Source organism: Pseudomonas oryzihabitans (assembly GCF_032027545.1).
Classification (GTDB): Bacteria; Pseudomonadota; Gammaproteobacteria; order Pseudomonadales; family Pseudomonadaceae; genus Chryseomonas; species Chryseomonas oryzihabitans_F.
Genome location: NZ_JAVSJB010000005.1, coordinates 1 through 20946 on the forward strand (window position 1 = coordinate 1; position 20946 = coordinate 20946).

The following is a 20946-nucleotide window of genomic DNA, read 5'->3' on the forward strand; positions in this document are numbered from 1 at the left end:
TTTTTCCAGCTCTCGGACTGGGTTTGCGATGTGGGGCTTGAAAGCGGATGGATCTGGAACGGGAAGAAGGGGCAAGGAGTCACCTCTGCGTTTGCTGGCCAACCCCTCGATACCATACCTCTGCCACGCATCGACCCAGCGCTGCATTTGGGAGCGATTGAGACTAAATCGCTCACTAGCCCGTCGGATTGATAGGCCTTCGACGATCTGTCGCACCACCTCGATCTTGAAATCGATGCTGTGATAACGATAACGCTTTTGTAGAGCCGCTTTTCCGTGATTGGCATAGGCGCCAATCCATCCTTTTACCTGCACCACGCTGACGTCATGCGCCCTAGCGAGGTGGCCGTAGCTGCAATCGCCCTTTTGGTACTGAGCGACGATCTTCAATTTGAACGCTAGAGAGTACTTGGGCATGGTACGCCTTCAGGGCAGCGTCCAACTTTCGGGGGTCATTTCATGGCTGCGAGGAGCAAAGGGTCCCCAGGCTCCCGGCCATAGTAGCCATCCGCCGCCCCAACCTCCTGAGCAGTGATAGCGGTTTACCATTGTCCAGCCGACCGTGCTGATCGACAACGCAGGCCCAAGAACTACCAAGGGCATGCCATGTTCGATCTCTTTTTCAGGAAGAAAGCCCCACCCTCCGCGCCTGCAGGGCCCAGCAAACAGGGCTTCACCCAGCCGTCTGTAGGCCAGGATCTCCTGGCGCTCCCCCGCCGGCAGAAGCTCATCGAGAACATCTGGCAGCGGACGTCGCTGTCCCGCGAGCAGTTCGCCTCACTCTATCGGGATCCTCTCGGGCGCTACGCTGACCTGGTCCAGCAGCTTCCAGCTTCGGAAAACCACCACCATGCCTATCCCGGGGGCCTGCTCGACCACGGGCTGGAGATCGTCGCCTACGCACTGAAGATTCGGCAGAACTACCTCCTCCCCATCGGCGCACCGCCTGAGTCACAAGCAGCCCAGGCCGAAGCGTGGTCAGCAGCGGTAGCCTACGGCGCCCTCCTCCACGACTTGGGCAAGATCGCCGTCGACATCGAGGTCGTCCTCGAAGACGGCAAGCCATGGCACCCCTGGCACGGCCGCATTGAGAAGCCCTACCGCTTCAGATACGTCAAAGGTCGCGACTACCAACTTCATGGCGCTGCCTCAGCACTCGTCTATTTCCAGGTGCTGCCGCCCCACGTGCTGGACTGGCTCAGTGGATACCGCGAGCTATGGTCATCGCTGATCTTCGTCCTGGCCGGGCAATACCAGCATGCCGGCGTACTGGGCGAGATGATCGTCCAGGCCGACCAGGCGAGTGTCGCCCAGGAGCTCGGCGCCAACCCACAACGTGCGATGGAAGCCCCCAAGAATACGATCCAGCGTCAACTGGCAGATGGGTTGCGCACCCTTGTCATTGAGAAATTCAAGCTGAACCAGCCAGATGGGCCGTCGGATGGGTGGCTGACCCAGGATGCGCTATGGCTCGTCAGTAAGCCTGCCTCAGACCAGCTACGCGCATTGATGCTCTCTCAGGGCGTGGAAGGTATCCCCACGTCAAACGCCCCGTTCTTCAATCTGATTCAGGATCAGGCGATCATCCAGGTCAATACTCAGGACAAGGCAATCTGGAAGGCGAAGGTCGACAACGGCAAGGGGTGGAGTCAGACGTTTACCTTCTTGAAGGTTGCCCCTGCGCTGATCTGGCCGAACGCAGCTGATCGCCCACCTGCATTCAGCGGAACGCTCACGCTCGAGCAGACGGACGGTATAGAGCCAGAAGAGCAGCGGCCTGACGCAACGAGCGATATTGCTTCGCCAGCATTGCCGATATCACAACCCGTGACCGATGTCACAGTCTTCCCAAATCAGCCTCTTTCCGAAACACTGCCGCCGCCCGCATTCCAGACCGGTTTGGACGCAATGGATGACGCTCTCGCACTGGCCGATGAACTCCTCGGCAGTGCTCCTTCGCCTGTGATTACCGCAATCACGCAACCGACTCCTGAAACACTTCAGACCGTAGCGATAGAGGAAGACCCAGAGCCACTCCCAGCGCCAACTCCTTCCTCATCGAGCACAGGCGAATTGGGCCAGGCCTTCATGGAGTGGACGCGCCATGGCGTGCTTGCACACAAGCTGGTGATCAACGATGCCAAGGCGATGATTCATACGGTCGACGGGACGGCGTTTCTGGTCAGCCCAGGCTTGTTCAAACGCTATGCCTTGGAACACCCAGAGCTGCAGAAAGACGCTAAGGAGCGAAGCCTGGAACCCTGGCAACTGGTTCAGCGCGCATTCGAAAAGCTCAAGATCAACCGCAAGACCTCGGACAACCTCAACATCTGGACCTGCGACGTCGTAGGTCCCCGCAAATCCAAGTCCCTCAAGGGCTATCTGCTACAGGATCCTACCTTGATCTTCCCTCAGCCTCCTTTCGATAACGTCAGCCTGCGCCTCCAGACCGCGGAGGCAGACGCATGAGACTGAGTGAGCTCACGGAATGGTACATCGGCGTGCAGACGGACCTGCGGGAGGCCTCGAGGCGATGCCTGCGGGCCTCGACCAAGGCCATGATCAAACATTTCAAGGATGTCGAGGCTGACACCATCGAGCATCAACAGGTGGTTGAGTGGCGTAAAGACCGGGTAGATCGCAATCTGGAGCGAAAGAGTTGGAACACCTATTCCAACAACATGAAAACGATCTACCAGCTTGCCATGGACGAAGAGATCCTCAACCTCAGGCGCAATCCCTTTCGCAAGACAACGGTCAAGCTCATTACCAAACCAAAGAAGACGCTTACCCGCGTCGCCATCGAGCAGGCCCGCCTGTATCTACAGCAACTGGAGAGTGAAGAGAAGCTGACACACAAGCGGGCCAAAGCCACGCCCGCCTGGTTTTGGCGGTGTGTTTTCGAAATGTACTGGAGCACAGGCATGCGTCTGAGCGCCCTGCTCCACATCCGGCCCATGGACGTGAATCTGCCTGAGTTGAAGATCGTAGTCCGGGGCGAGGTCGAGAAGACCTACCGCCAATACGAGGTCCCGATCACTGAATCATTGGAGCCCTTGATTCGAAGGCTGTGTGAGGCAGCGAAAATCTCTGGTATCGGGCCTAGGGATCAGCTCTTCAACGTCAATCGCTTCTCGCATCACTACGAAAAAGAGGTGATGGATCCCGACCAGGTCGAGGCCTTTTACAAAAAGCTCAGCGCGGCAGTAGGCGTACGCATGACACCTCATCGCTTTCGCCATACCCTCGCCACCGATCTCATGAAAGAGGCGGATCGCAACATCAACGTTGTTCAGACCATTCTGAATCACACCAGTCTCACCACCACCATGGGCTATATCGAGACCGACTTCGAGATCATGCGCGAGGTATTGACCGAGCGTGAGTCACGCGCTCGCGCAGGTCGAAGGGTGGCGAGGGTCGACGAAAGCGGCGGTCGCAGGGTGTTAGAGCAGGCGCGCAGCCTGCCAGCGGAAGCACTTGCCACCCCGAGCAATGATGCCCAGCCACTACATCTGCTCCCAAACGGCAGAGCTGATCATCCCACGCTCGCCCTACAGCATGCGAACGAACGGCTAACACAGCGCCTGCCCCCAGCCTGTGACAGCCTCCATCATGCATCACCCGATACACCCTTACAGGCATCAGGGGGTTCCGCTGGCAATACGCCACCAGGCGGACCCGATCTCGCTACGATGCAGGCCTTAATGTCTGCGTTGCTTAATCAGCTGACGCAGTCAGGGGTATGCGTACCTATACCTGCACACTCTGGGAGCAGGGGTACAAGTCCAAGAGAGGGTGTCACTACACTCAGGCTCCCTCCACAGCCGGTGAGAATGCGCACCAGCCAGTCCCTTAGGGGAAGCTAAACCTCACGGCTGATACGCCAGACCTGACCGTCAGTCGGGAAACGTGATGCGCCTCTCAAGTTAGGATCGCCCGCGTTCGATAGCCCGTGCCGAGGATTTACCGCACGGGCACGCGAAAAAGCGCACAGCCATGCGGGTTTGGCTGTGCGCTATCGCGAATTGACATCAAGAATATGCGCAGCTATGTTTTGCGACAGACGGCTGCTGTCTGCGCTGCGCTGTATCTGCTTCTCCCCAGCAAACCTCTTCTCTGATTGGAAAAGGCTCACCAGGAATGAAATGGTGGGTCGTGTAGGATTCGAACCTACGACCAATTGGTTAAAAGCCAACTGCTCTACCGACTGAGCTAACGACCCGTTAGTGGGCGCCATTCTAGCGATTTTCTCAGGAGAATCAACACCCTAGATTAATTTTTTTACCGGTAGCGAGTCGGGTCGGCGATTCCGGCGGCCTTGAAGCCGTCGGCGCGCAGGCGGCAGCTGTCGCAACGGCCGCAGGCTTCGCCTTCGTCGCTGGCCTGATAGCAGGACACCGTCAGGCCATAGTCGACGCCCAGTTGGGTACCGGCCTGGACGATCTGGGCCTTGGACATGAACTGCAAGGGCGCCTCGATCTTGAAGGTATCGCCTTCCACGCCGGCCTTGGTGGCGAGGTTGGCCAGACGCTCGAAGGCTTCGACGAACTCCGGTCGGCAATCCGGGTAGCCGGAGTAGTCCACGGCATTCACGCCGATGAACAGATGCCTGGCGCCAAGCACCTCGGCCCAACCTAAGGCGAGGGACAGGAACACCGTATTGCGCGCGGGCACATAGGTGACCGGAATGCCCTCCCCCGGCGCTTCCGGCACGGCGATGTTCGGATCGGTGAGCGCCGAGCCACCGATGCCGTCGAGATTCAGGCCTATCACCTTATGCTCGACGACGCCCAGCTGGCGCGCTACACGTTCAGCGGCGTGCAATTCGGCTCTATGGCGTTGGCCGTAGTCGAAACTCATGGAGTAGCAGGCGAAGCCCTGGGCCCTGGCCATGGCGACCACGGTGGCGGAATCGAGACCGCCGGAAAGAAGGATGACGGCTTTTGGCTGGTTCATGCTCAGTGTCCTGGTTCGTCGTTCCAGAGAAGCTTGTGCAACTGCAGCTGGAAGCGCACCGACAGATTGTCGGCCACGATCCACTCCGCCAGCTCCCGCGGCACGACCTGGCCATGGCTGGGCGAGAACAACACCTCACCCGCCCGCTGCTCCAGGCGATACTCGATCAGCTTGGAAACAGCCCAGTCGTAGTCCTCACGGGAGCAGATGACGAATTTCACCTGATCGTTGGGCGTGAGATGGGCGATGTTGCTGTAGAGGTTGCGTCCCATCTCGCCCGATCCCGGCGTCTTGAGATCGACGACCTTGCTGACGCGCAAATCGACACCGCTGACGTCCAGTGCGCCGCTGGTTTCCAGGGACACCTGGTAACCGGCATCGCACAGCCGCTCGAGCAGCTTGAGGCAATTGGGTTGTGCCAGGGGTTCGCCCCCCGTCACGCAGATGTGGCGCGGGCGATAACTCGCTACCTGCTCCAGTATGCCGTCGAGGTGATGGATCTCACCGCCGGTGAAGGCATAGGCCGTGTCGCAGTACTGGCAGCGCAGTGGGCAACCAGTCAGACGAACGAAGACGGTGGGCAGGCCGGCGGTGCGCGCCTCGCCCTGCAGCGAATAGAAGATCTCGGTAAGACGTAGGGTATCTTTTTGCATGGAAGCCACGGGCGTGACGGCTAAACAGGCCATCCGCCTCCGTTGCGGTAGATGAAAGAAAAAAGCCTGCGCTAGGGCAGGCTTTTCAGATCCCGCTGCGCTAGCTGCGCAGCGGATGTCCCGGGATACTGGCTGATGACCTGCTGGTACATCCCCTTGGCCCGATCGGTATGGCCGAGCTTCTGCTCGACCCCACCCAATTTGTATAGCGAATCCGGCACCTTGTTGCTGGTGGGATAGGCCTGACTGACCCTGGCGAAAGCCTGACCCGCGGCCTGCAGATCACCCTTGGCCAGATTCACTTCGCCCAGCCAGTACTGGGCATTGCCGGCGTACTGACTGTTCGGGTACTTGCGCAGGAAGGCATTGAATGCCTGACTGGCCTTGTCGAAATCCTTGGCTTTGATCAGGTCGAAGGCAGCGTCGTAGTACAGCTTTTCCTTCGCCGGATCGCCCGGCTCGTTGCTGGCAGCCGGAGCACCGGCCGGAGTGGGCGGTGTTGGCGTGCTATTGGCGGCGATGGCGCCGTTCTGTGTGGCACCTGCACCTGCACCTGCGGCAGGAGCGGAAGAAAGCTGAGAAATGCGGCCATCCAGATCCTGGTAACGATCCAATCCTTCCTGCTTGAGCTGGCGGATTTCGTTTTCCTGGACCTCCACCTGGCCCCGCAGGCGCGCGATATCGTCCTGCATCTGTTGCAACTGCATGAAGAGTTGACCCATGCCGGAAACGGGAGCCCCGTTCCCGGCACTGGCCACGCCTGCGTTGCCATAACCCTGCCCAGCGGACTGGGCAGGGGCATAGCTACCATCCTGTACGGGAACCTGAGCCCCGGCGACAACCGGTACACCGAGGGTCAGGGCGATCAAGAACTGCAGGCGCTTGGACATCGTTTATTACTTCTTCAGCTCAACGCGACGGTTCTGAGCCCAGGAAGCTTCGTCGTGACCGACGGCAACCGGACGCTCTTTACCGTAGGAAACCACTTCCAGCTGAGCCGGGGAAACGCCCTGCAGGACCAGGTAACGCTGAACGGCCTTGGCACGACGCTCACCCAGAGCCAAGTTGTACTCGCGGGTGCCGCGCTCGTCGGTGTGACCTTCCAGAACGACACGCTGGCCGCTGGCCTTCAGGTCGCGAGCGTGAACGTCCAGAGCACGCATGGCTTCCGGCTTCAGGTCGGAGCTGTCGTACTCGAAGTAGAAGGTGGTGATGGCGCGCAGAGCGGCTTCGTCGCCCATGCTGCCGTCGACGGCACCAGCGTTGGCACCATAGCCAGCGTTCGGGTCGACAGCACCGGCGCCAGCGCCAGCGCCTTCACCGGAGGCGTCGCCGCCCTTGGAGGAACAGCCCACGGCAACAGCCATGGCCAGAGCCAGTGCAGCGAACTTGCCGAATTTCAGCATTTCCATCATGTAACTCCTAAAAGAACCGCAATGTTGGTGTTTCTAAGGACTTTTCTAATTAGCCGTCAGTTCAGGTAAGGAGACCAGGAAGGCTCGCGCACATCACCCTGGGCGGTGGGAAGAGGAATCCGGACGCGACCATTGATGGAGACAAGCATCAGTACGCCTCGGTCCTGCTGGCGGGTGGCGTAGATTAGCATGGTGCCATTGGGCGCGACAGTGGGCGAGTCGTTCAGACTGGTGTTGGAAAGTACCCGCACAGAGCCGCGTTGCAGGTCTTGGGCAGCGATCTGGAAGTTGGTGAAACCTTCCTGGCGATGCACCATGACCAGGGTCTTTTCGTCCGCCGAAAGTTTCGGGTTGGCATTGTAGTTGCCGACGAAAGTCACGCGCTCAGCACCACCGCCATTGACGCTGGTCTTGTAGATCTGCGGCTTGCCGGAGCGGTCGGAGGTGAAATAGATGGTCTGGCCATCCTTGCCCCAGAAAGGCTCGGTATCGATGGCCGAGTCATTCGTCACGCGACGAATGGCACGGGAGCCCAGATCCATCACGTAGATCTCGGGGTTACCGTCCTTGGATAGCACGAAAGCCAGACGATTGCCATCGGGCGAGAACGCCGGGGCGCCATTCAGGCCTTCGAAGTTGGTCAGTTGCTCACGGCGACCAGTATCGATGTACTGCATAAAGATGCGCGGACGCTGCTGCTCGAAGGAGACGTAGGCGATACGCTTGCCATCCGGCGCGAAGCGCGGCGACAGGATCGGCTCGCGGGACTGCAGCAAGGTCACCGAACGGGCACCGTCGTAGTCGGCGCGCTGCAGGGTATAGCGGGTGTTGGTGGCGGAGAAGCGCTCGGCGGTCACGTAGAGAATACGCGTCGAGAAGGCACCCTTGACGCCGGTCAGCTTCTCGTAGGCCTGGTCCGAGATGAAGTGCGCCATGTCGCGCAACTGGTCGGTACCCCCGCCGACGTTGCCGGTCATGACCTGCTGCTCGGTGGAGACATTGAACAGGGCGTAGGTGATCTGCAGGCGACCACCATTGGGCACGACGTTGCCGACCAGCACGTAGTTGGCACCCAGGGCCTTCCAGTCACGGAAGATCACTTCGCTGGCCTGGGTCGGCTGGCTCAGCATGTTCTGCCGCGGAATGGGCGAGAACACCCCGGAGTTGCGCATGTCGTCGCTGACGATGTTGGCGATGTCCTCCGGTAGCGGCTGACCACCCTGCCAGCCGAACGGCACGACGGCGATCGGTATGGCGCGATCACTACCGCTGGAGATCACCAGCGGATCGGCCGCCTGGGCGGAGCCCACCACCAGGACCAGGCCCAGCAGGATGTAACGGATCAGGGTGTTCACAGACTCAGGTCCTCCGGTTTGAAGATCATGCGGCGCTGACGGTACAGCTGATCGAAGGTCTTGCGATCCAGCTGCTGCAGCTCGCGGATACGACCGACGTTACGCACGGCCGATACCGCTGAATTATCGAATTCCTTGTTGCCACTGGAGCGGGTCACCGTGGCGCCGGTGATGGTGCCATCCGGCAGCATGTTGATCTGCACCTCGACGCTCATACCGTTGCGCGCCGATTGCGGACGGGTCCACTGCTCGCTGACCAGACGCACGATCAGGTCATCGAAGCTGGACGCCACTTCATCGCCCTGCTCGTCGGCCAGGGCCTGTTGCCGCTGGGTGTCTTCCGACAACAGCTCGGCCAGGGCCTGGGCCTTCTTGTCTTCCGCCGCCTTGCGCGCGGCCGCCTGGGCGGCCTTCTTCTTGGCGTCGTCAGCCGCCTTCTTCTTCGCCGCTTCCGCAGCGGCTTCCTTCTTGGCCGCATCGGCAGCCGCTTTCTGCTTGGCTTCTTCCGCGGCCTTCTGCTTGGCCGCCTCGGCTGCCTTAGCCTTGGCCGCTTCGTCGGCTGCCTTTTGCTTGGCGGCTTCGTCGGCTTTCTTCTTGGCGATGTCCGCCTGCTTCTTCTGCTCGGCGGCCTGCTTGGCTTCCGCGGTCGCCTTGGCGGCATCCGCCTGTTTCTCGGCCTCGGCCTTGGCTTCGGCGGCCTTGGCCGCCGCTTCCGCTTGCTGCGCCTTTCGAGCGTCGTCGGCTTTCTTTTGTTCCGCGGCCTGCTGCTGGGCTTCCTTCTGCTCGGCCGCCTTGGCGGCCGCTGCTTCACGCTGGGCTTCCTGTTGCTGGCGACGCTGCTCCAGTTGCTCCTGCTCGTACTGCTTGGCAGCGGTCTTCTTCGCCTCGCCGGCCAGCTTCTGCTCGGTCTGGACCTGAGCCGAGCTCTTGGATTTGAGCTGGACCAAGGTCGCCTGGACGACCGGGCGGGACTGGGGCAATTCAGGCGTGAAGGCGAAGCTGACAAACAGCAGGCCGAAGATCAGCACATGCAGGGCAACCGCCCAGATGACCGGCCAGAAATAACTTTCGGACGACGAAGGCTCGCGGTGTCGCATCAAGGCGCCTCGGTAATCAACCCGACGTTGGGTACGCCGGCCTGTTGCAAGGCCCCCATGGCGCCGGCGACGACCCCATAGTTGGCGGCCTTGTCACCGCGGATGAACACCTGGGTGTCCGCACGTTGACGCATGATGGCACCGACCTGCTGACTCAGTTGTGACAGGGATACCGCAGTCTCGGACTTGGCTTTCTGATCGGTATCCACCTCGGAACCGACGTTCCAGTAGTAGGTGCCGTCGGCCTTCACCGAAACGGTGAGGATCTGCTTGTCGTTGTCCTGCGGCAGGGCTTGGCTGTCGACCTTGGGCAGGTCGACCTTCACGCCCTGGTTGAGCATGGGCGCCGTCACCATGAAGATAACGAGGAGCACCAACATCACATCGATGTAGGGCACCACGTTCATCTCGGCGACGGGCTTGCGTTTCTGGCGGCGAGGGACCATGGGATACCTCTTTATTCGTCGCTGGTGTGGACTTTGCGGTGCAGGATTGCCTGGAATTCGTCCGCAAAGGTGTAGTAGCGGTTGATCAGCATTTCCGAGCGGGAGGCGAAGCGGTTGTAGGCCACGACGGCGGGAATGGCGGCGAACAGACCGATGGCGGTGGCGATCAGGGCTTCGGCGATGCCGGGAGCTACGGTGGCCAGGGTCGCCTGCTGGGCGGTGGATAGACCACGGAAGGAGTTCATGATGCCCCAGACGGTACCGAACAGACCCACGTAGGGGCTGGTGGAACCGACGGTGGCCAGGAACGGCAGGGCCTGCTCGAGCTTTTCTTCTTCACGGGAGATGGCGACGCGCATGGCACGGGCTACACCTTCCATCACGGCATCGGGATCGACGCCGGGCTGCTGGCGCAGGCGGGAGAACTCCTTGAAGCCGGCACGGAAGATCTGCTCGACGCCGGAATCCGGATCGGGGTTGCTGCCGGCCTGGCGATAGAGCTTGGACAGGTCGATGCCCGACCAGAATTTCTCTTCGAAGGCGTCCAGCGCACGCTTGGCGGCGCGCATGGCGTTGCCGCGCTGGATGATCATGATCCAGGACGTGACGGAGGCTGCGACCAAGATGAGCATCACCAGTTGTACCACCAGACTGGCGTTGGCGATGAGGCTCCACATGGACGTATGGTCGACGTTGGGTTGCACGCTTAATCTCCTGATTGAATTGACGCCGGATTTCCGGCAAGAACCGTTCGCATGGCTTCGGGCATGGCCCTGGGCCTGAAGCTGTCGGCACGCACGCAGGCGACCGTCACCCACCCCTCACAGAGCAGGACATCATCCTTCGCGCGCCGAACCTCCTGGTGAAACCTGAGGCTGGCACGCTTCGCTTCGACCACCTCCGCGCCGATCAGCAGTTCGTCATCCAGGCGCGCGGGCGCATGGTAGCGCGCTTCGCTGCTGTGGACGACGAAGAGCAGACCTTCCTGGACGAGTTCGGACTGGGCATAGCCCAGCGCGCGCAGTCGCTCGGTGCGGGCGCGTTCCATGAATTTGAGGTAGTTGACGTAATAGACGATGCCGCCGGCATCGGTATCTTCGTAATAGACACGACACCTGAGGACGGGCGACGACGGGCTCCGCGGTTGCGCGTGCATACTCTAGAACCTAGCCTCGCCGTTGCCAATCAGAAATGTTCGCAACTGCATTTAGTTACCATTGACCTCGAACAGATCGGGCGTACCACCCTGGGCCAGGCGCGATGGCAGGTTGAGTCCGAAGTGCAAATAGGCATGCCGGGTCACTACCCGCCCGCGCGGCGTGCGCATGATATAGCCTTGCTGGATCAGATAGGGTTCCAGGACGTCTTCGATGGTGTGACGCTCTTCGCTGATAGCGGCGGCAAGACTGTCCACGCCCACCGGCCCACCGTCGAACTTGTCGATCATGGTCAATAGCAGCCGGCGATCCTGGTGATCGAAGCCCTGGGCGTCGACGTCCAGCAGGTCCAGGGCTCGACCAGCGATGTCGTGGCTGATGTGCCCCTGCCCGCGCACTTCGGCGAAGTCGCGCACCCGGCGCAGCAGCCGGTTCGCGATCCGCGGCGTACCGCGCGCGCGACGGGCGATTTCCAGGGCACCTTCGGCTTCGATGGCCAGTCCCAGGATGCCAGCGGAGCGGGTGACGATGGTGGCCAGGTCCGCGGTGCCATAGAACTCCAGGCGCTGGACGATCCCGAAGCGGTCACGCAGCGGGTTGGTCAGCATGCCGGCCCGGGTGGTGGCACCCACCAGAGTGAAGGGCGGCAGGTCCAGCTTGATGGAGCGCGCCGCCGGGCCTTCGCCGATCATGATGTCGAGCTGGTAGTCCTCCATCGCCGGATAGAGCACCTCTTCGACGATGGGTGACAGCCGATGGATCTCGTCGATGAAGAGCACATCGCCCGCTTCCAGGTTGGTCAGCAGCGCGGCAAGGTCGCCCGGGCGCTCCAGCACGGGCCCCGAGGTGCTCTTCAGGGAAACCTGCATTTCCTGGGCGATGATGTTGGCCAGGGTGGTCTTGCCCAGTCCGGGGGGGCCGAAGATCAGGGTATGGTCGAGCGCCTCTCCCCTGCCCCTCGCCGCCTGAATGAACAGCCCCATCTGGTCGCGCACCACCGGCTGGCCGATGTAGTCCGCCAGGCGCACCGGACGGATGGCGCGGTCCTGAAAATCTTCACGGTCGCGGCCGCTGCCCGAGATGAGACGATCGGTTTCTATCATGGGATCAGACCATGCCCTTCAGGGCGCGACGGATGAGTTCCTCGCTGGAAAGGTCTTCCCCTTCCACGGCAGCGACGGCGCGACTGGCTTCCTGGGGCTTGAAGCCCAGGGCGACCAGGGCGCTGACCGCATCGGCTTCGGCGCTGGCGACAACCGGCGCCTGGTTCGGCAGGACCAGGGGCGCGATGGTGGGCAGGTTTTCCCAGGCCTTGAATCTGTCCTTGAGCTCGACCAGCAGGCGCTCGGCGGTCTTCTTGCCCACGCCCGGCACCTTGACCAGGACGGAGGTGTCCTGGGCCTGAACACAGCGAACCAATTCATCCACCTCGAGACTGGACATCAACGCCAGGGCCAACTTGGGGCCGACACCATTGAGTCGGATCAGCTCGCGAAACAGCTCACGCTCGCGTTTTTCGCCGAACCCGTACAGCAGGTGCGCATCTTCCCGTACCACGAGGTGGGTATGCAATGTGACGACTTCACCTTGGGCCGGCAGCCGATAAAGGGTCGTCATGGGCACCTCGACCTCATAGCCGACTCCACCCACGTCGAGCAGGAGATGGGGTGGCTGCTTTTCCGCCAGGGTGCCAAGTAGACGACCGATCACAGGGATACCTTCCTAACGCTGGAGCGAGATGGTTGAGCGGATAGCACTAGAGCCGCAGACGACCGCCACGGCGGCGGGTCGCCAGCAAGCCATGGGGGACCAGGCTCTGCCGGGTGTGGGCATGGCACAGGGCGATGGCCAGGGCGTCGGAGGCGTCGATCTGGGGTTTTTCGGTCAGTCGCAGCAGGTGCATGACCATCAGCATCACCTGCTGCTTGTCCGCGCCGCCGCTACCGACCACCGCTTGCTTGACCTGGCTCGCGGTGTACTCGGAGATCTCCAGGCCACCTTCGGCACCCGCGACGATGGCTGCCCCGCGCGCCTGACCCAGCTTGAGCGCCGAGTCGGCATTGCGCGCCATGAACACCTGCTCGATGCCCATGGTCACCGGCCCGTACTGGGCGATGACATCGCGCACGCCGCGATAGACGATTTGCAACCGCTCCGGCAAGGGACCGTTGCCGGTGCGAATGCAGCCCGAGGCGACGTATTCGCAGCCGCGCCCGGTGTCGCGCACCACGCCGAAGCCGGTCAGCCGGGAGCCCGGGTCGATGCCCAGCACCAGGGTACCGGGAGCATCGGGCGGCAGGCGCTCGTAGAGGGACATCAGCCGAGCTGCGCCATGACGTCGTCGGGGATGTCGGCGTTGGAGTAGACGTTCTGTACGTCGTCCAGGTCTTCGAGCATGTCGATCAGCTTGAGTACCTTCTGCGCGGTCTCCAGGTCCAGGGTCGCGGAGGTCGAGGGGATCATGGTCACCTCGGCTTCGTCGGCCTTGTAGCCAGCGGCGGTCAGGGCCTCGTTGACGGCGATGAAGTCGGCGAAGCTGGTGAAGACGTCGATGGAGCCATCGTCGTTGGCGACCACGTCATCGGCACCTGCTTCCAGAGCCGCTTCCATCAGGGCGTCTTCGTCCAGGCCGGGCGCATAGCTGATCTGGCCCTTGCGCTCGAACAGGTAGGCCACCGAACCATCGGTGCCCAGGTTGCCGCCGCACTTGTTGAAGGCATGGCGGACTTCGGCGGCGGTGCGGTTGCGGTTGTCGGTCATGGCCTCGACGATGATGGCAACGCCGCTCGGGGCATAGCCTTCATAGGTCAGTTCCTCGACGTTCTCGCCTTCACCGGCACCCACACCGCGGGCGATGGCCCTGTCGATGGTGTCGCGGGTCATGTTGGCGGTGAGCGCCTTGTCCACCGCCAGACGCAGGCGGGGGTTGTCGGCAGGGACGCCGCCACCCTGGCGCGCGGCCACGGTCAGCTCGCGGATGATCTTGGTGAAGATCTTGCCTTTCTTGGCGTCCTGGCGTTCTTTGCGGTGCTTGATGTTGGCCCATTTGGAATGACCGGCCATGAGCTACTCCACTGTCTTGACGATGACTACGCCCGGCGACGAGGACCGCGACGCAGCGAAAACGAAGATAACGGAGGGCGTCCGCAGCGGCCGCCCTCCTCCGGTAGGTCTTATTCCGCCTTGGGCTGCTCGCGCAGACGGATGTGCAGCTCGCGCAGGGCCTTGGCGTCGACCGCGCCGGGCGCCTGGGTCATGACGTCGGCTGCGCTTTGGGTTTTCGGGAAGGCGATGACTTCACGAATGGACGAGGCGCCGGTCATCAGCATCACCAGGCGATCCAGGCCGAAGGCCAGGCCACCATGGGGCGGTGCGCCGAACTTCAGGGCGTCCAGCAGGAAGCCGAACTTCTCTTCCTGTTCCTCCGCGCTGATCCCCAGCACCTCGAAGACGGCCTGCTGCATCTTCTTGTCGTGGATACGGATGGAACCGCCGCCCAGCTCGGTACCGTTGAGCACCATGTCGTAGGCGCGCGACAGCGCGGCACCGGGGTTGGCCTTGAGCTCTTGCGGGCTGCACTTGGGCGAGGTGAAGGGGTGGTGCATGGCAGTCAGGCTGCCGTCGTCGTTTTCCTCGAACATCGGGAAGTCGACGACCCACAGCGGGGCCCACTGGCAGGTCAGCAGGTTCAGGTCGTGGCCGAGCTTGATGCGCAGGGCGCCCAGGGCCTCGGAGACGATCTTGGTCTTGTCCGCGCCGAAGAAGACGATGTCGCCATCCACGGCGCCGACGCGGTCGAGGATGACGTTGATGTTGTCCAGCGGGATGTTCTTGACGATGGGCGACTGCAGGCCCTCGACGCCGGCGGCGCGCTCATTGACCTTGATGTAGGCCAGGCCCTTGGCGCCGTAGATGCCGACGAACTTGGTGTAATCGTCGATCTGCTTGCGCGGCATGCTCGCCCCGCCCGGCACCCGCAGGGCGGCGACGCGGCACTTGGGATCGTTGGCCGGACCGGCGAAGACCTTGAAGTCGACGTCCTTGAGCTGGTCTTCCACATCCACCAACTCCAGCGGGATGCGCAGGTCCGGCTTGTCGGAACCGAAGCGACGCATGGCGTCGGCCAGGGTCATGTGCGGAAGCGTACCGAATTCGACGTCCAGCACTTCCTTGAACAGGTTGCGCACCATGGTCTCGGTGATGTCCATGATGTCTTTTTCATCGAGGAAGCTGGTCTCGATGTCGATCTGGGTGAATTCCGGCTGGCGGTCGGCACGCAGGTCTTCGTCACGGAAGCACTTGGCGATCTGGTAGTAGCGATCGAAGCCGGCGACCATCAGCAGCTGCTTGAACAGCTGGGGCGACTGCGGCAGGGCGAAGAAGCTGCCGGGATGGGTGCGGCTGGGCACCAGGTAGTCGCGGGCACCCTCGGGGGTGGCACGGGTCAGGATCGGGGTTTCCACGTCGAGGAAACCGTTTTCGTCCAGATAGCGGCGGATACTGGAGGTGATGCGTGAACGCAGCTTCAGCTTCTCGGCCATCTCCGGACGACGCAGATCGATGAAGCGATAGCGCAGGCGGGTCTCTTCGCCGACATCGGTGTATTCGTTGAGCGGGAACGGCGGAGTCTCAGCCTCGTTGAGCACCTCCAGCTCGTAGCCCAGTACCTCGATGGCGCCGGAAGCCATGTTGGCGTTGCGCGCGCCCTCGGGACGCAGACGTACCTTGCCGGTGAGCTTGACCACGTATTCGCTGCGCACGCGGTCGGCCTTGGCGAAGGTCTCGGCGCGATCCGGATCGAACACCACCTGGGCCAGGCCTTCGCGATCACGGATGTCGAGGAAGATGACCCCGCCGTGGTCACGGCGGCGGTGGACCCAACCGCAGAGGGTGATTTCCTGGCCGTCCAGGCTCTCGTTCAACTGGCCGCAATAGTGGCTGCGCATCATGATGGTGTTTTCGCTTCTCTAGAACAGGCTGAATGCGTGGAGGCGCCAGGCCGGCAAGGCAGGGCGCTCGACTGAACGGGAGATTCTATATCATCCGTCACGATTTTACCGTAGCAGGCCACGCAGCTCGACACGTGAACACTGGCTAAACGGCCAGCGGTTCTGTGGTAGCCTCGGGGCCTTTCGCAACCGACCGCAAAGGAGCTGTCAGCATGGAAATCAACATCGGAATCGCCGAACAGGATCGTGCCCAGATCGCCGAGGGCCTGTCGCGCCTGCTGGCCGATACCTACACCCTGTATCTGAAGACCCACAACTTCCACTGGAACGTGACCGGGCCGATGTTCAATACCCTGCACCTGATGTTCGAGACCCAGTACACCGAGCTGGCCGTGGCGGTGGACGACATCGCCGAGCGCATCCGCGCCCTGGGTTTCCCGGCGCCGGGCACCTATGCCGCCTATGCCCGCCTGTCGAGCATCAAGGAAGAGGAAGGCATCCCGGACGCCCAGGAGATGATCCGCCTGCTGGTGCAGGGCCAGGAAGCCGTGGTGCGTACCGCCCGGGGTATCTTCCCGCTGCTGGACAAGGTCAGCGACGAGCCTACCGCCGACCTGCTGACACAGCGCATGCAGATCCACGAGAAGACCGCCTGGATGCTGCGCAGCCTGCTGGCCGCCTGAGGCGACACTCCGCCGCGGGTGCACGTCCGCGGCGGTGCCACGATTGAGCGACCTTCACCTTTTGGGTTTAATAAGGACGCGCCTTCCGCGCCGGGTCACGCCGCTGCCGTGCATAGCCACAGCAGTTTCGGCAGATCCGAGTTCTTGACCCCAAGGTGATTTCACATTGAACACGTTATCTACTGTCCATGTCGTGGTGGGCGCTGCTGCGCTCCTGTTATCGGCCATTCCCGGACTGCAGTCCGATACCTCTTCCTTCGATCAACCCGAGTCCATCCATCTGGCCCTGCTGGGTCTTGCCACCCTCCTCTTCACGCCCTTCTCCCGTAGCCGCAGCAGCGGCGCCCAGAAATTCGCCAGCGCCCTGCTGGTGATCGCCGTCGTGGTGCAGACATTCATCCTGCTCGCACCGCTCTCTTACATCGGCGGCGTCCCCGCCGAACTGCTGCCGCTGGGGCTGACCCTGATCGCGGCCCTGGCCAGCCTGCCGGAGAAGTTTCGCGTGCCGTCTGGCAGCGCTGTCGCGACCGAAACGGAAAGCCGGCCGCGCCCGGTCGCCCGCCCTGCCGCGGCCGCCGCGCCGGCACGCCCGCTGGCCGATGACCGCGAGCGGGGCACGGTGAAGTGGTTCAACACCTCCAAGGGCTTCGGCTTCATCTCCCGGGATACCGGCGACGACATCTTCGTGCACTTCCGCGCGATCCGTGGCGAAGGCCATCGGGTCCTGATGGAAGGCCAGCGGGTGGAGTTCTCGGTGATCCAGCGGGACAAGGGCCTGCAGGCCGAAGACGTGGTCATCGCCGCCTGATCGCTGCCGACCAATGCAAAGGCCGCCCTTGGGCGGCCTTTTTTCATGGGGCGAGGATTACTGCCGCTGGGCCGCGGCAGCCTTGCTGTCGGTCATGCCGGTGGTGTTGCCCAGCAGGCTGGCGGTGGCGGTCTGGATGAAGGCCTCCAGGCGCTTCTGCAGCTCGGGCACGCTGGCATCGCCCTTGAGCACCTCGCCCCCGGCCTCGGTGCCCAGGTGATAGCGATAGAGCACGGCGTCGCGATCGCGCGGCTTGACCAGGATGCGGTCGCCGGTGACCAGGGCCACGGTCTGGTCGCTGCCGGACGGCTTGATCACCGCCACGCCAGGATCGCCCTGGGGCAGGCCGAGCAAATCGCGGCCCCAGCACTGGTGCTGGGTCTGCTGGCCGAAGCGGGCCAGGACGGTGGGCACCACGTCGATCTGGCTGCCGACGGTGTCGCGGCGGGCACCGAAGGTTTCCTGGACGCCCGGGCCGATCAGCAGCAGCGGCACGTTGAAGCGCGACAGGTCCATCTCGGTGATCTGCTCGTTGTTGCCGAAGCCGTGGTCGCCGACGATTACGAACAGGGTGTCCTGATACCAGGGCTCGTTCTTCACCTTGGCGAAGAACTGGCCTAGGGACCAGTCGGCGTAGCGCATGGCGGTGAGGTGCTCGTCAAGCGAGCCATGCCCGGTGACCGGCGTGACCGGCAGGTCCTTGGGCAGCGCATAGGGCGTATGGTTGGACAGCGTCTGCAGCAGTGCATAGAAGGGCTTGCCGTCCGGCGCCTTGGCCAGCTTGTCCAGTTCCTGTACCGAGCGATCGAACATGTCCTGGTCGGAGACGCCCCAGGTCGGGTCCATGAACACCGGGTTGACGAAGTCCTCACGACCGACGAAGCGGGTCATGCCCTGGTTGCTGAAGAAGCCGGACTGGTTGTCCCACTGGAAGTTGCCGTTGTAGACGTAGACGTCGTCGAAGCCACGGGTGCTGAGCAGCTGCGGCAGACCGGAGAACTGGTGGGCGCCCTCGGGCATGCGCATCAGGTACTCGAAGGCCGGCAGGTTGGGGAAGCAGGCCATGGTGGCGAACATGCCCTGGTGGGTATGGGTGCCGTTGGAGAAGAAGCGAGTGAACAGGGTGCCCTGCTTGGCCAGGGCATCGAAGTTCGGGGTGATGCCGTCCTGGTTGCCCAGGGCGCCAATGTAGCGGCCGGCCATGCTTTCCATGAGGATGACCACCACGTTGCGCACCTGGGGCAGTTGACTCTCGGCCGGCGGGGTATAGATCCGCCGGATGGCGGCCTTGTCGGCATCGATCAGCTCATCGCGCGACGTCAGCAGCATGTGCCGGGTCACGGCCAGGGCCTCGGCGGCCGGCATGGTCGCCTTCCAGCTGTTGTCGCGATGATCGGAGAAGCTGTTCTCGGCGGCATTGATCAGGGTCAGGGTGCCGTTCAGACCGAGGTGGTTGGCGAACATCGAATCGGTGGTGTAGGCGTCGCCCCAACGCAGCGGCGGACCAGATCTCAAGGTGCCGCGGGCGGCGATGACAGCCACCACCAGGCAGAGCATGAACACCGCGCCCCGGCGATACCAGGCGACCGGCCGCGACTCGACATAGCGGCGGGTGGCCCGCTCGATGCCAAAAAACACCAGGCCCAGCAGCAGCGTCGCCACGGCCCAGGCCAAGAGCAGGCGCACCACCGGGAAGCCGTTCCAGATCATGCTGGTGACGGTATGCAGGTCTTCCTGCATGTATTGGAAGACCAGGCTGTTCAGGCGCTGGTGAAATTCCCGGTAGAAGTTCAGCTCGCCAACGCCCAGCAGCAGGCAAATGCTGGCGGCCAGGGTGAACCAGCCGGCCTGCAGCCGGCGTGCGGCCATGGCCCTGGCGCTGAACAGGCAGAGCAGCGAGGGCACGCAGATATAGACCACCAGGCGCAGGTCGAAGCGGGCACCGTTGAAGAAGGCTTCGGCAAAGGTGGCGAAGGGCGAATTGCCGATCAGGTCGGTGTTGTAGCCCAGCAGCGCCAGGCGCAACAGGGTGAACATGACCATCAGCGCCAGGGCGCAGCCGAGCAGGAAGCTCAGGTGGCTGCCCAACGTCGGCAGCGGTCGGCGGCCGGTGCGGCGTGGGGATTGCGGGACATCCATTTGCGACATGTAAACACCTTGTCAAAGGAAGCGAGGATTCGCGGCGCATGGCCGGCGACTCGGGACCGCCCACGCAGAGGCCTGGGCGCGGTCGGCAGGCCGAGGAGTTTAGTCATCCGCTGTCGCAGCGTCAGCATCGAGGAGTGCCTGACGAGCGAAGTGCGACGACAGTCGCGCCGGCAAACGCCCAGCCTGACGCAGGCATCGTCAAATTTTCGTCAAGGCATTGCCTGGCAACGACCTCCGCGCAGGCATGGGCGTCAGCCGCCGCTTGCAGTAAAATTGCTCACCTTTCACCGCTCCCGCGCCGTATTCAGGATGCCCCATGGATCACCGTGACGCTCTGCAGGTGCTTCGCACCTATCTGACCAGCCAGATCCTCGGCCAGGAAGCCCTGGTGGAGCGGCTGCTCATCGCAGTGCTGGCGGATGGGCATCTGCTGGTGGAGGGCGCCCCGGGGCTGGCCAAGACCAAGGCCATCAAGGACCTGGCGGAAGGCCTGGAGGCGGACTTCCATCGCATCCAGTTCACCCCCGACCTGCTGCCGGCCGACATCACCGGCACCGAGATCTACCGCCCCGATACCGCCAGCTTCTCCTTCCAGCAGGGGCCGATCTTCCACAACCTGGTGCTGGCCGACGAGATCAACCGCGCCCCGGCCAAGGTGCAGTCGGCGCTGCTGGAAGCCATGGCCGAGCGTCAGGTGAGCATCGGCCGCACCTCCTATGCGCTACCCGAGCTGTTCCTGGTGATGGCCACCCAGAACCCCATCGAGCAGGAGGGCACCTATCCCCTGCCCGAAGCCCAGCTCGACCGCTTCCTGATGCACGTCAAGATCGGCTACCCGGATGCCTCGGTGGAGCGCCGCATCCTCGCCCAGGCCCGCGGCGAAGCCCTGGACGGCGAGACCCTGCCCACCGAACGGGTCAGCCAGGCGGCCATCGCCGCGGCGCGCCGCGAGGTACTGGGGCTGTACATGGCCGATGCCGTGGAGGAATACCTGGTGCAACTGATCATGGCGACCCGCACGCCGGGCCGCTTCGACCAGGACATGGCGCACTGGATCACCTATGGCGCCAGCCCGCGTGGCTCCATCGCCCTGGATCGCTGCGCCCGGGCCCATGCCTGGCTGGCCGGCCGGGATTTCGTCAGCCCGGAAGACATCCAGGCGGTGGTCTTCGACGTGCTGCGACACCGGATCATCCTCTCCTTCGAGGCGGAGGCCGCCGGTATCGATCACGACCGGGTGGTGCAGCGCATCCTCGACCTGGTGGCCGTGGCCTGA

21 protein-coding genes, 1 tRNA gene and 1 pseudogene are annotated in these 20946 nt (G+C 62.8%); 6 read left to right on the forward strand and 17 right to left on the reverse strand.

From position 1 onward, the window contains the following. A partial coding sequence (locus RND78_RS09485; RefSeq protein WP_312728129.1) for a helix-turn-helix domain-containing protein occupies positions 1 to 417 on the reverse strand: 417 nt, incomplete at its 3' end. A 189-nt stretch (positions 418 to 606) separates the two neighbouring features. On the opposite strand from RND78_RS09485, the gene mobH reads away from it, so the two are divergent. Together mobH and RND78_RS09495 are read left to right on the forward strand one after the other, a co-directional pair. After that, positions 607 to 2469 carry a MobH family relaxase gene (gene mobH / locus RND78_RS09490; RefSeq protein ID WP_312728130.1) on the forward strand — a complete coding sequence of 621 codons (1863 nt, stop codon included), beginning with the start codon at positions 607 to 609 and terminating at the stop codon, positions 2467 to 2469. Positions 2470 to 2558: 89 nt separating this feature from the next. Continuing rightward, positions 2559 to 3869: a site-specific integrase gene (locus tag RND78_RS09495; RefSeq protein WP_312728132.1), complete on the forward strand. Its 1311-nt coding sequence runs from the start codon at positions 2559 to 2561 to the stop codon at positions 3867 to 3869. 280 nt (positions 3870 to 4149) lie between these two features. On the opposite strand, the gene RND78_RS09500 is transcribed toward RND78_RS09495, so the two are convergent. The 15 genes from RND78_RS09500 to aspS form a co-directional block, all read right to left on the reverse strand. Further along, positions 4150 to 4225 (reverse strand) — tRNA-Lys (locus RND78_RS09500). Between the two features lie 59 nt (positions 4226 to 4284). Further along, positions 4285 to 4959: a 7-cyano-7-deazaguanine synthase QueC gene (gene queC / locus RND78_RS09505; RefSeq protein WP_312728134.1), complete on the reverse strand. Its 675-nt coding sequence runs from the start codon at positions 4957 to 4959 to the stop codon at positions 4285 to 4287. A 2-nt stretch (positions 4960 to 4961) separates the two neighbouring features. Next, positions 4962 to 5612, reverse strand: a complete 651-nt coding sequence (gene queE / locus RND78_RS09510) for a 7-carboxy-7-deazaguanine synthase QueE (RefSeq protein ID WP_312728136.1) — start codon at positions 5610 to 5612, stop codon at positions 4962 to 4964. Positions 5613 to 5683: 71 nt separating this feature from the next. Continuing rightward, positions 5684 to 6502, reverse strand: a complete 819-nt coding sequence (gene ybgF, locus RND78_RS09515; RefSeq protein WP_312728139.1) for a tol-pal system protein YbgF — start codon at positions 6500 to 6502, stop codon at positions 5684 to 5686. A 6-nt stretch (positions 6503 to 6508) separates the two neighbouring features. After that, the gene (gene pal / locus RND78_RS09520) at positions 6509 to 7024 is read right to left on the reverse strand and encodes a peptidoglycan-associated lipoprotein Pal (protein WP_312728140.1); all 516 of its coding nucleotides are present in this window, start codon (positions 7022 to 7024) and stop codon (positions 6509 to 6511) included. A gap of 59 nt (positions 7025 to 7083) precedes the next feature. Further along, on the reverse strand, positions 7084 to 8382 hold the full coding sequence (tolB, locus tag RND78_RS09525) for a Tol-Pal system beta propeller repeat protein TolB (protein WP_312728141.1): 1299 nt from the start codon (positions 8380 to 8382) through the stop codon (positions 7084 to 7086). After that, positions 8379 to 9479 carry a cell envelope integrity protein TolA gene (gene tolA, locus RND78_RS09530; RefSeq protein ID WP_409457034.1) on the reverse strand — a complete coding sequence of 367 codons (1101 nt, stop codon included), beginning with the start codon at positions 9477 to 9479 and terminating at the stop codon, positions 8379 to 8381. Before tolA ends, tolB begins: the two co-directional genes overlap by 4 nt. After that, positions 9479 to 9925 carry a protein TolR gene (gene tolR, locus RND78_RS09535; protein WP_312728145.1) on the reverse strand — a complete coding sequence of 149 codons (447 nt, stop codon included), beginning with the start codon at positions 9923 to 9925 and terminating at the stop codon, positions 9479 to 9481. Before tolR ends, tolA begins: the two co-directional genes overlap by 1 nt. A gap of 11 nt (positions 9926 to 9936) precedes the next feature. Beyond that, a complete protein-coding gene (gene tolQ / locus RND78_RS09540; protein WP_312728147.1) occupies positions 9937 to 10629 on the reverse strand; it encodes a protein TolQ in 693 nt (230 codons plus the stop codon). A gap of 2 nt (positions 10630 to 10631) precedes the next feature. Continuing rightward, a complete protein-coding gene (ybgC, locus tag RND78_RS09545; RefSeq protein WP_312728149.1) occupies positions 10632 to 11081 on the reverse strand; it encodes a tol-pal system-associated acyl-CoA thioesterase in 450 nt (149 codons plus the stop codon). Positions 11082 to 11132: 51 nt separating this feature from the next. Then, positions 11133 to 12185 carry a Holliday junction branch migration DNA helicase RuvB gene (ruvB, locus tag RND78_RS09550; RefSeq protein ID WP_312728151.1) on the reverse strand — a complete coding sequence of 351 codons (1053 nt, stop codon included), beginning with the start codon at positions 12183 to 12185 and terminating at the stop codon, positions 11133 to 11135. A gap of 4 nt (positions 12186 to 12189) precedes the next feature. Continuing rightward, complete coding sequence (gene ruvA, locus RND78_RS09555; protein WP_312728154.1) at positions 12190 to 12792, reverse strand: Holliday junction branch migration protein RuvA; 603 nt, start codon at positions 12790 to 12792, stop codon at positions 12190 to 12192. Between the two features lie 46 nt (positions 12793 to 12838). Further along, complete coding sequence (gene ruvC, locus RND78_RS09560) at positions 12839 to 13399, reverse strand: crossover junction endodeoxyribonuclease RuvC (protein WP_059226925.1); 561 nt, start codon at positions 13397 to 13399, stop codon at positions 12839 to 12841. After that, on the reverse strand, positions 13399 to 14145 hold the full coding sequence (locus RND78_RS09565) for a YebC/PmpR family DNA-binding transcriptional regulator (protein WP_059226922.1): 747 nt from the start codon (positions 14143 to 14145) through the stop codon (positions 13399 to 13401). The genes ruvC and RND78_RS09565 overlap by 1 nt, the downstream gene beginning before the upstream one ends. Before the next feature lie 110 nt (positions 14146 to 14255). Next, entirely contained in the window at positions 14256 to 16031 is a 1776-nt protein-coding gene (aspS, locus tag RND78_RS09570; RefSeq protein ID WP_312728164.1) for an aspartate--tRNA ligase, read from the reverse strand. A 212-nt stretch (positions 16032 to 16243) separates the two neighbouring features. Here aspS and RND78_RS09575 point away from each other — a divergent pair, with 212 nt between their 5' ends. The 3 genes and pseudogenes from RND78_RS09575 (at position 16244) to RND78_RS09585 (ending at position 17522) form a co-directional block, all read left to right on the forward strand. Continuing rightward, entirely contained in the window at positions 16244 to 16714 is a 471-nt protein-coding gene (locus RND78_RS09575; protein ID WP_059226917.1) for a Dps family protein, read from the forward strand. Positions 16715 to 16880: 166 nt separating this feature from the next. Next, positions 16881 to 17189: pseudogene (locus RND78_RS09580) on the forward strand (cold shock domain-containing protein membrane protein); the annotation flags it as partial. A 117-nt stretch (positions 17190 to 17306) separates the two neighbouring features. Beyond that, positions 17307 to 17522 carry a cold shock domain-containing protein gene (locus RND78_RS09585; protein WP_160923550.1) on the forward strand — a complete coding sequence of 72 codons (216 nt, stop codon included), beginning with the start codon at positions 17307 to 17309 and terminating at the stop codon, positions 17520 to 17522. Between the two features lie 57 nt (positions 17523 to 17579). Here the strand turns inward: RND78_RS09585 and RND78_RS09590 are convergent, their stop codons facing one another. Next, entirely contained in the window at positions 17580 to 19670 is a 2091-nt protein-coding gene (locus RND78_RS09590; protein WP_312728168.1) for an LTA synthase family protein, read from the reverse strand. Positions 19671 to 19986: 316 nt separating this feature from the next. Here RND78_RS09590 and RND78_RS09595 point away from each other — a divergent pair, with 316 nt between their 5' ends. Then, entirely contained in the window at positions 19987 to 20946 is a 960-nt protein-coding gene (locus tag RND78_RS09595) for a MoxR family ATPase (RefSeq protein WP_312728170.1), read from the forward strand.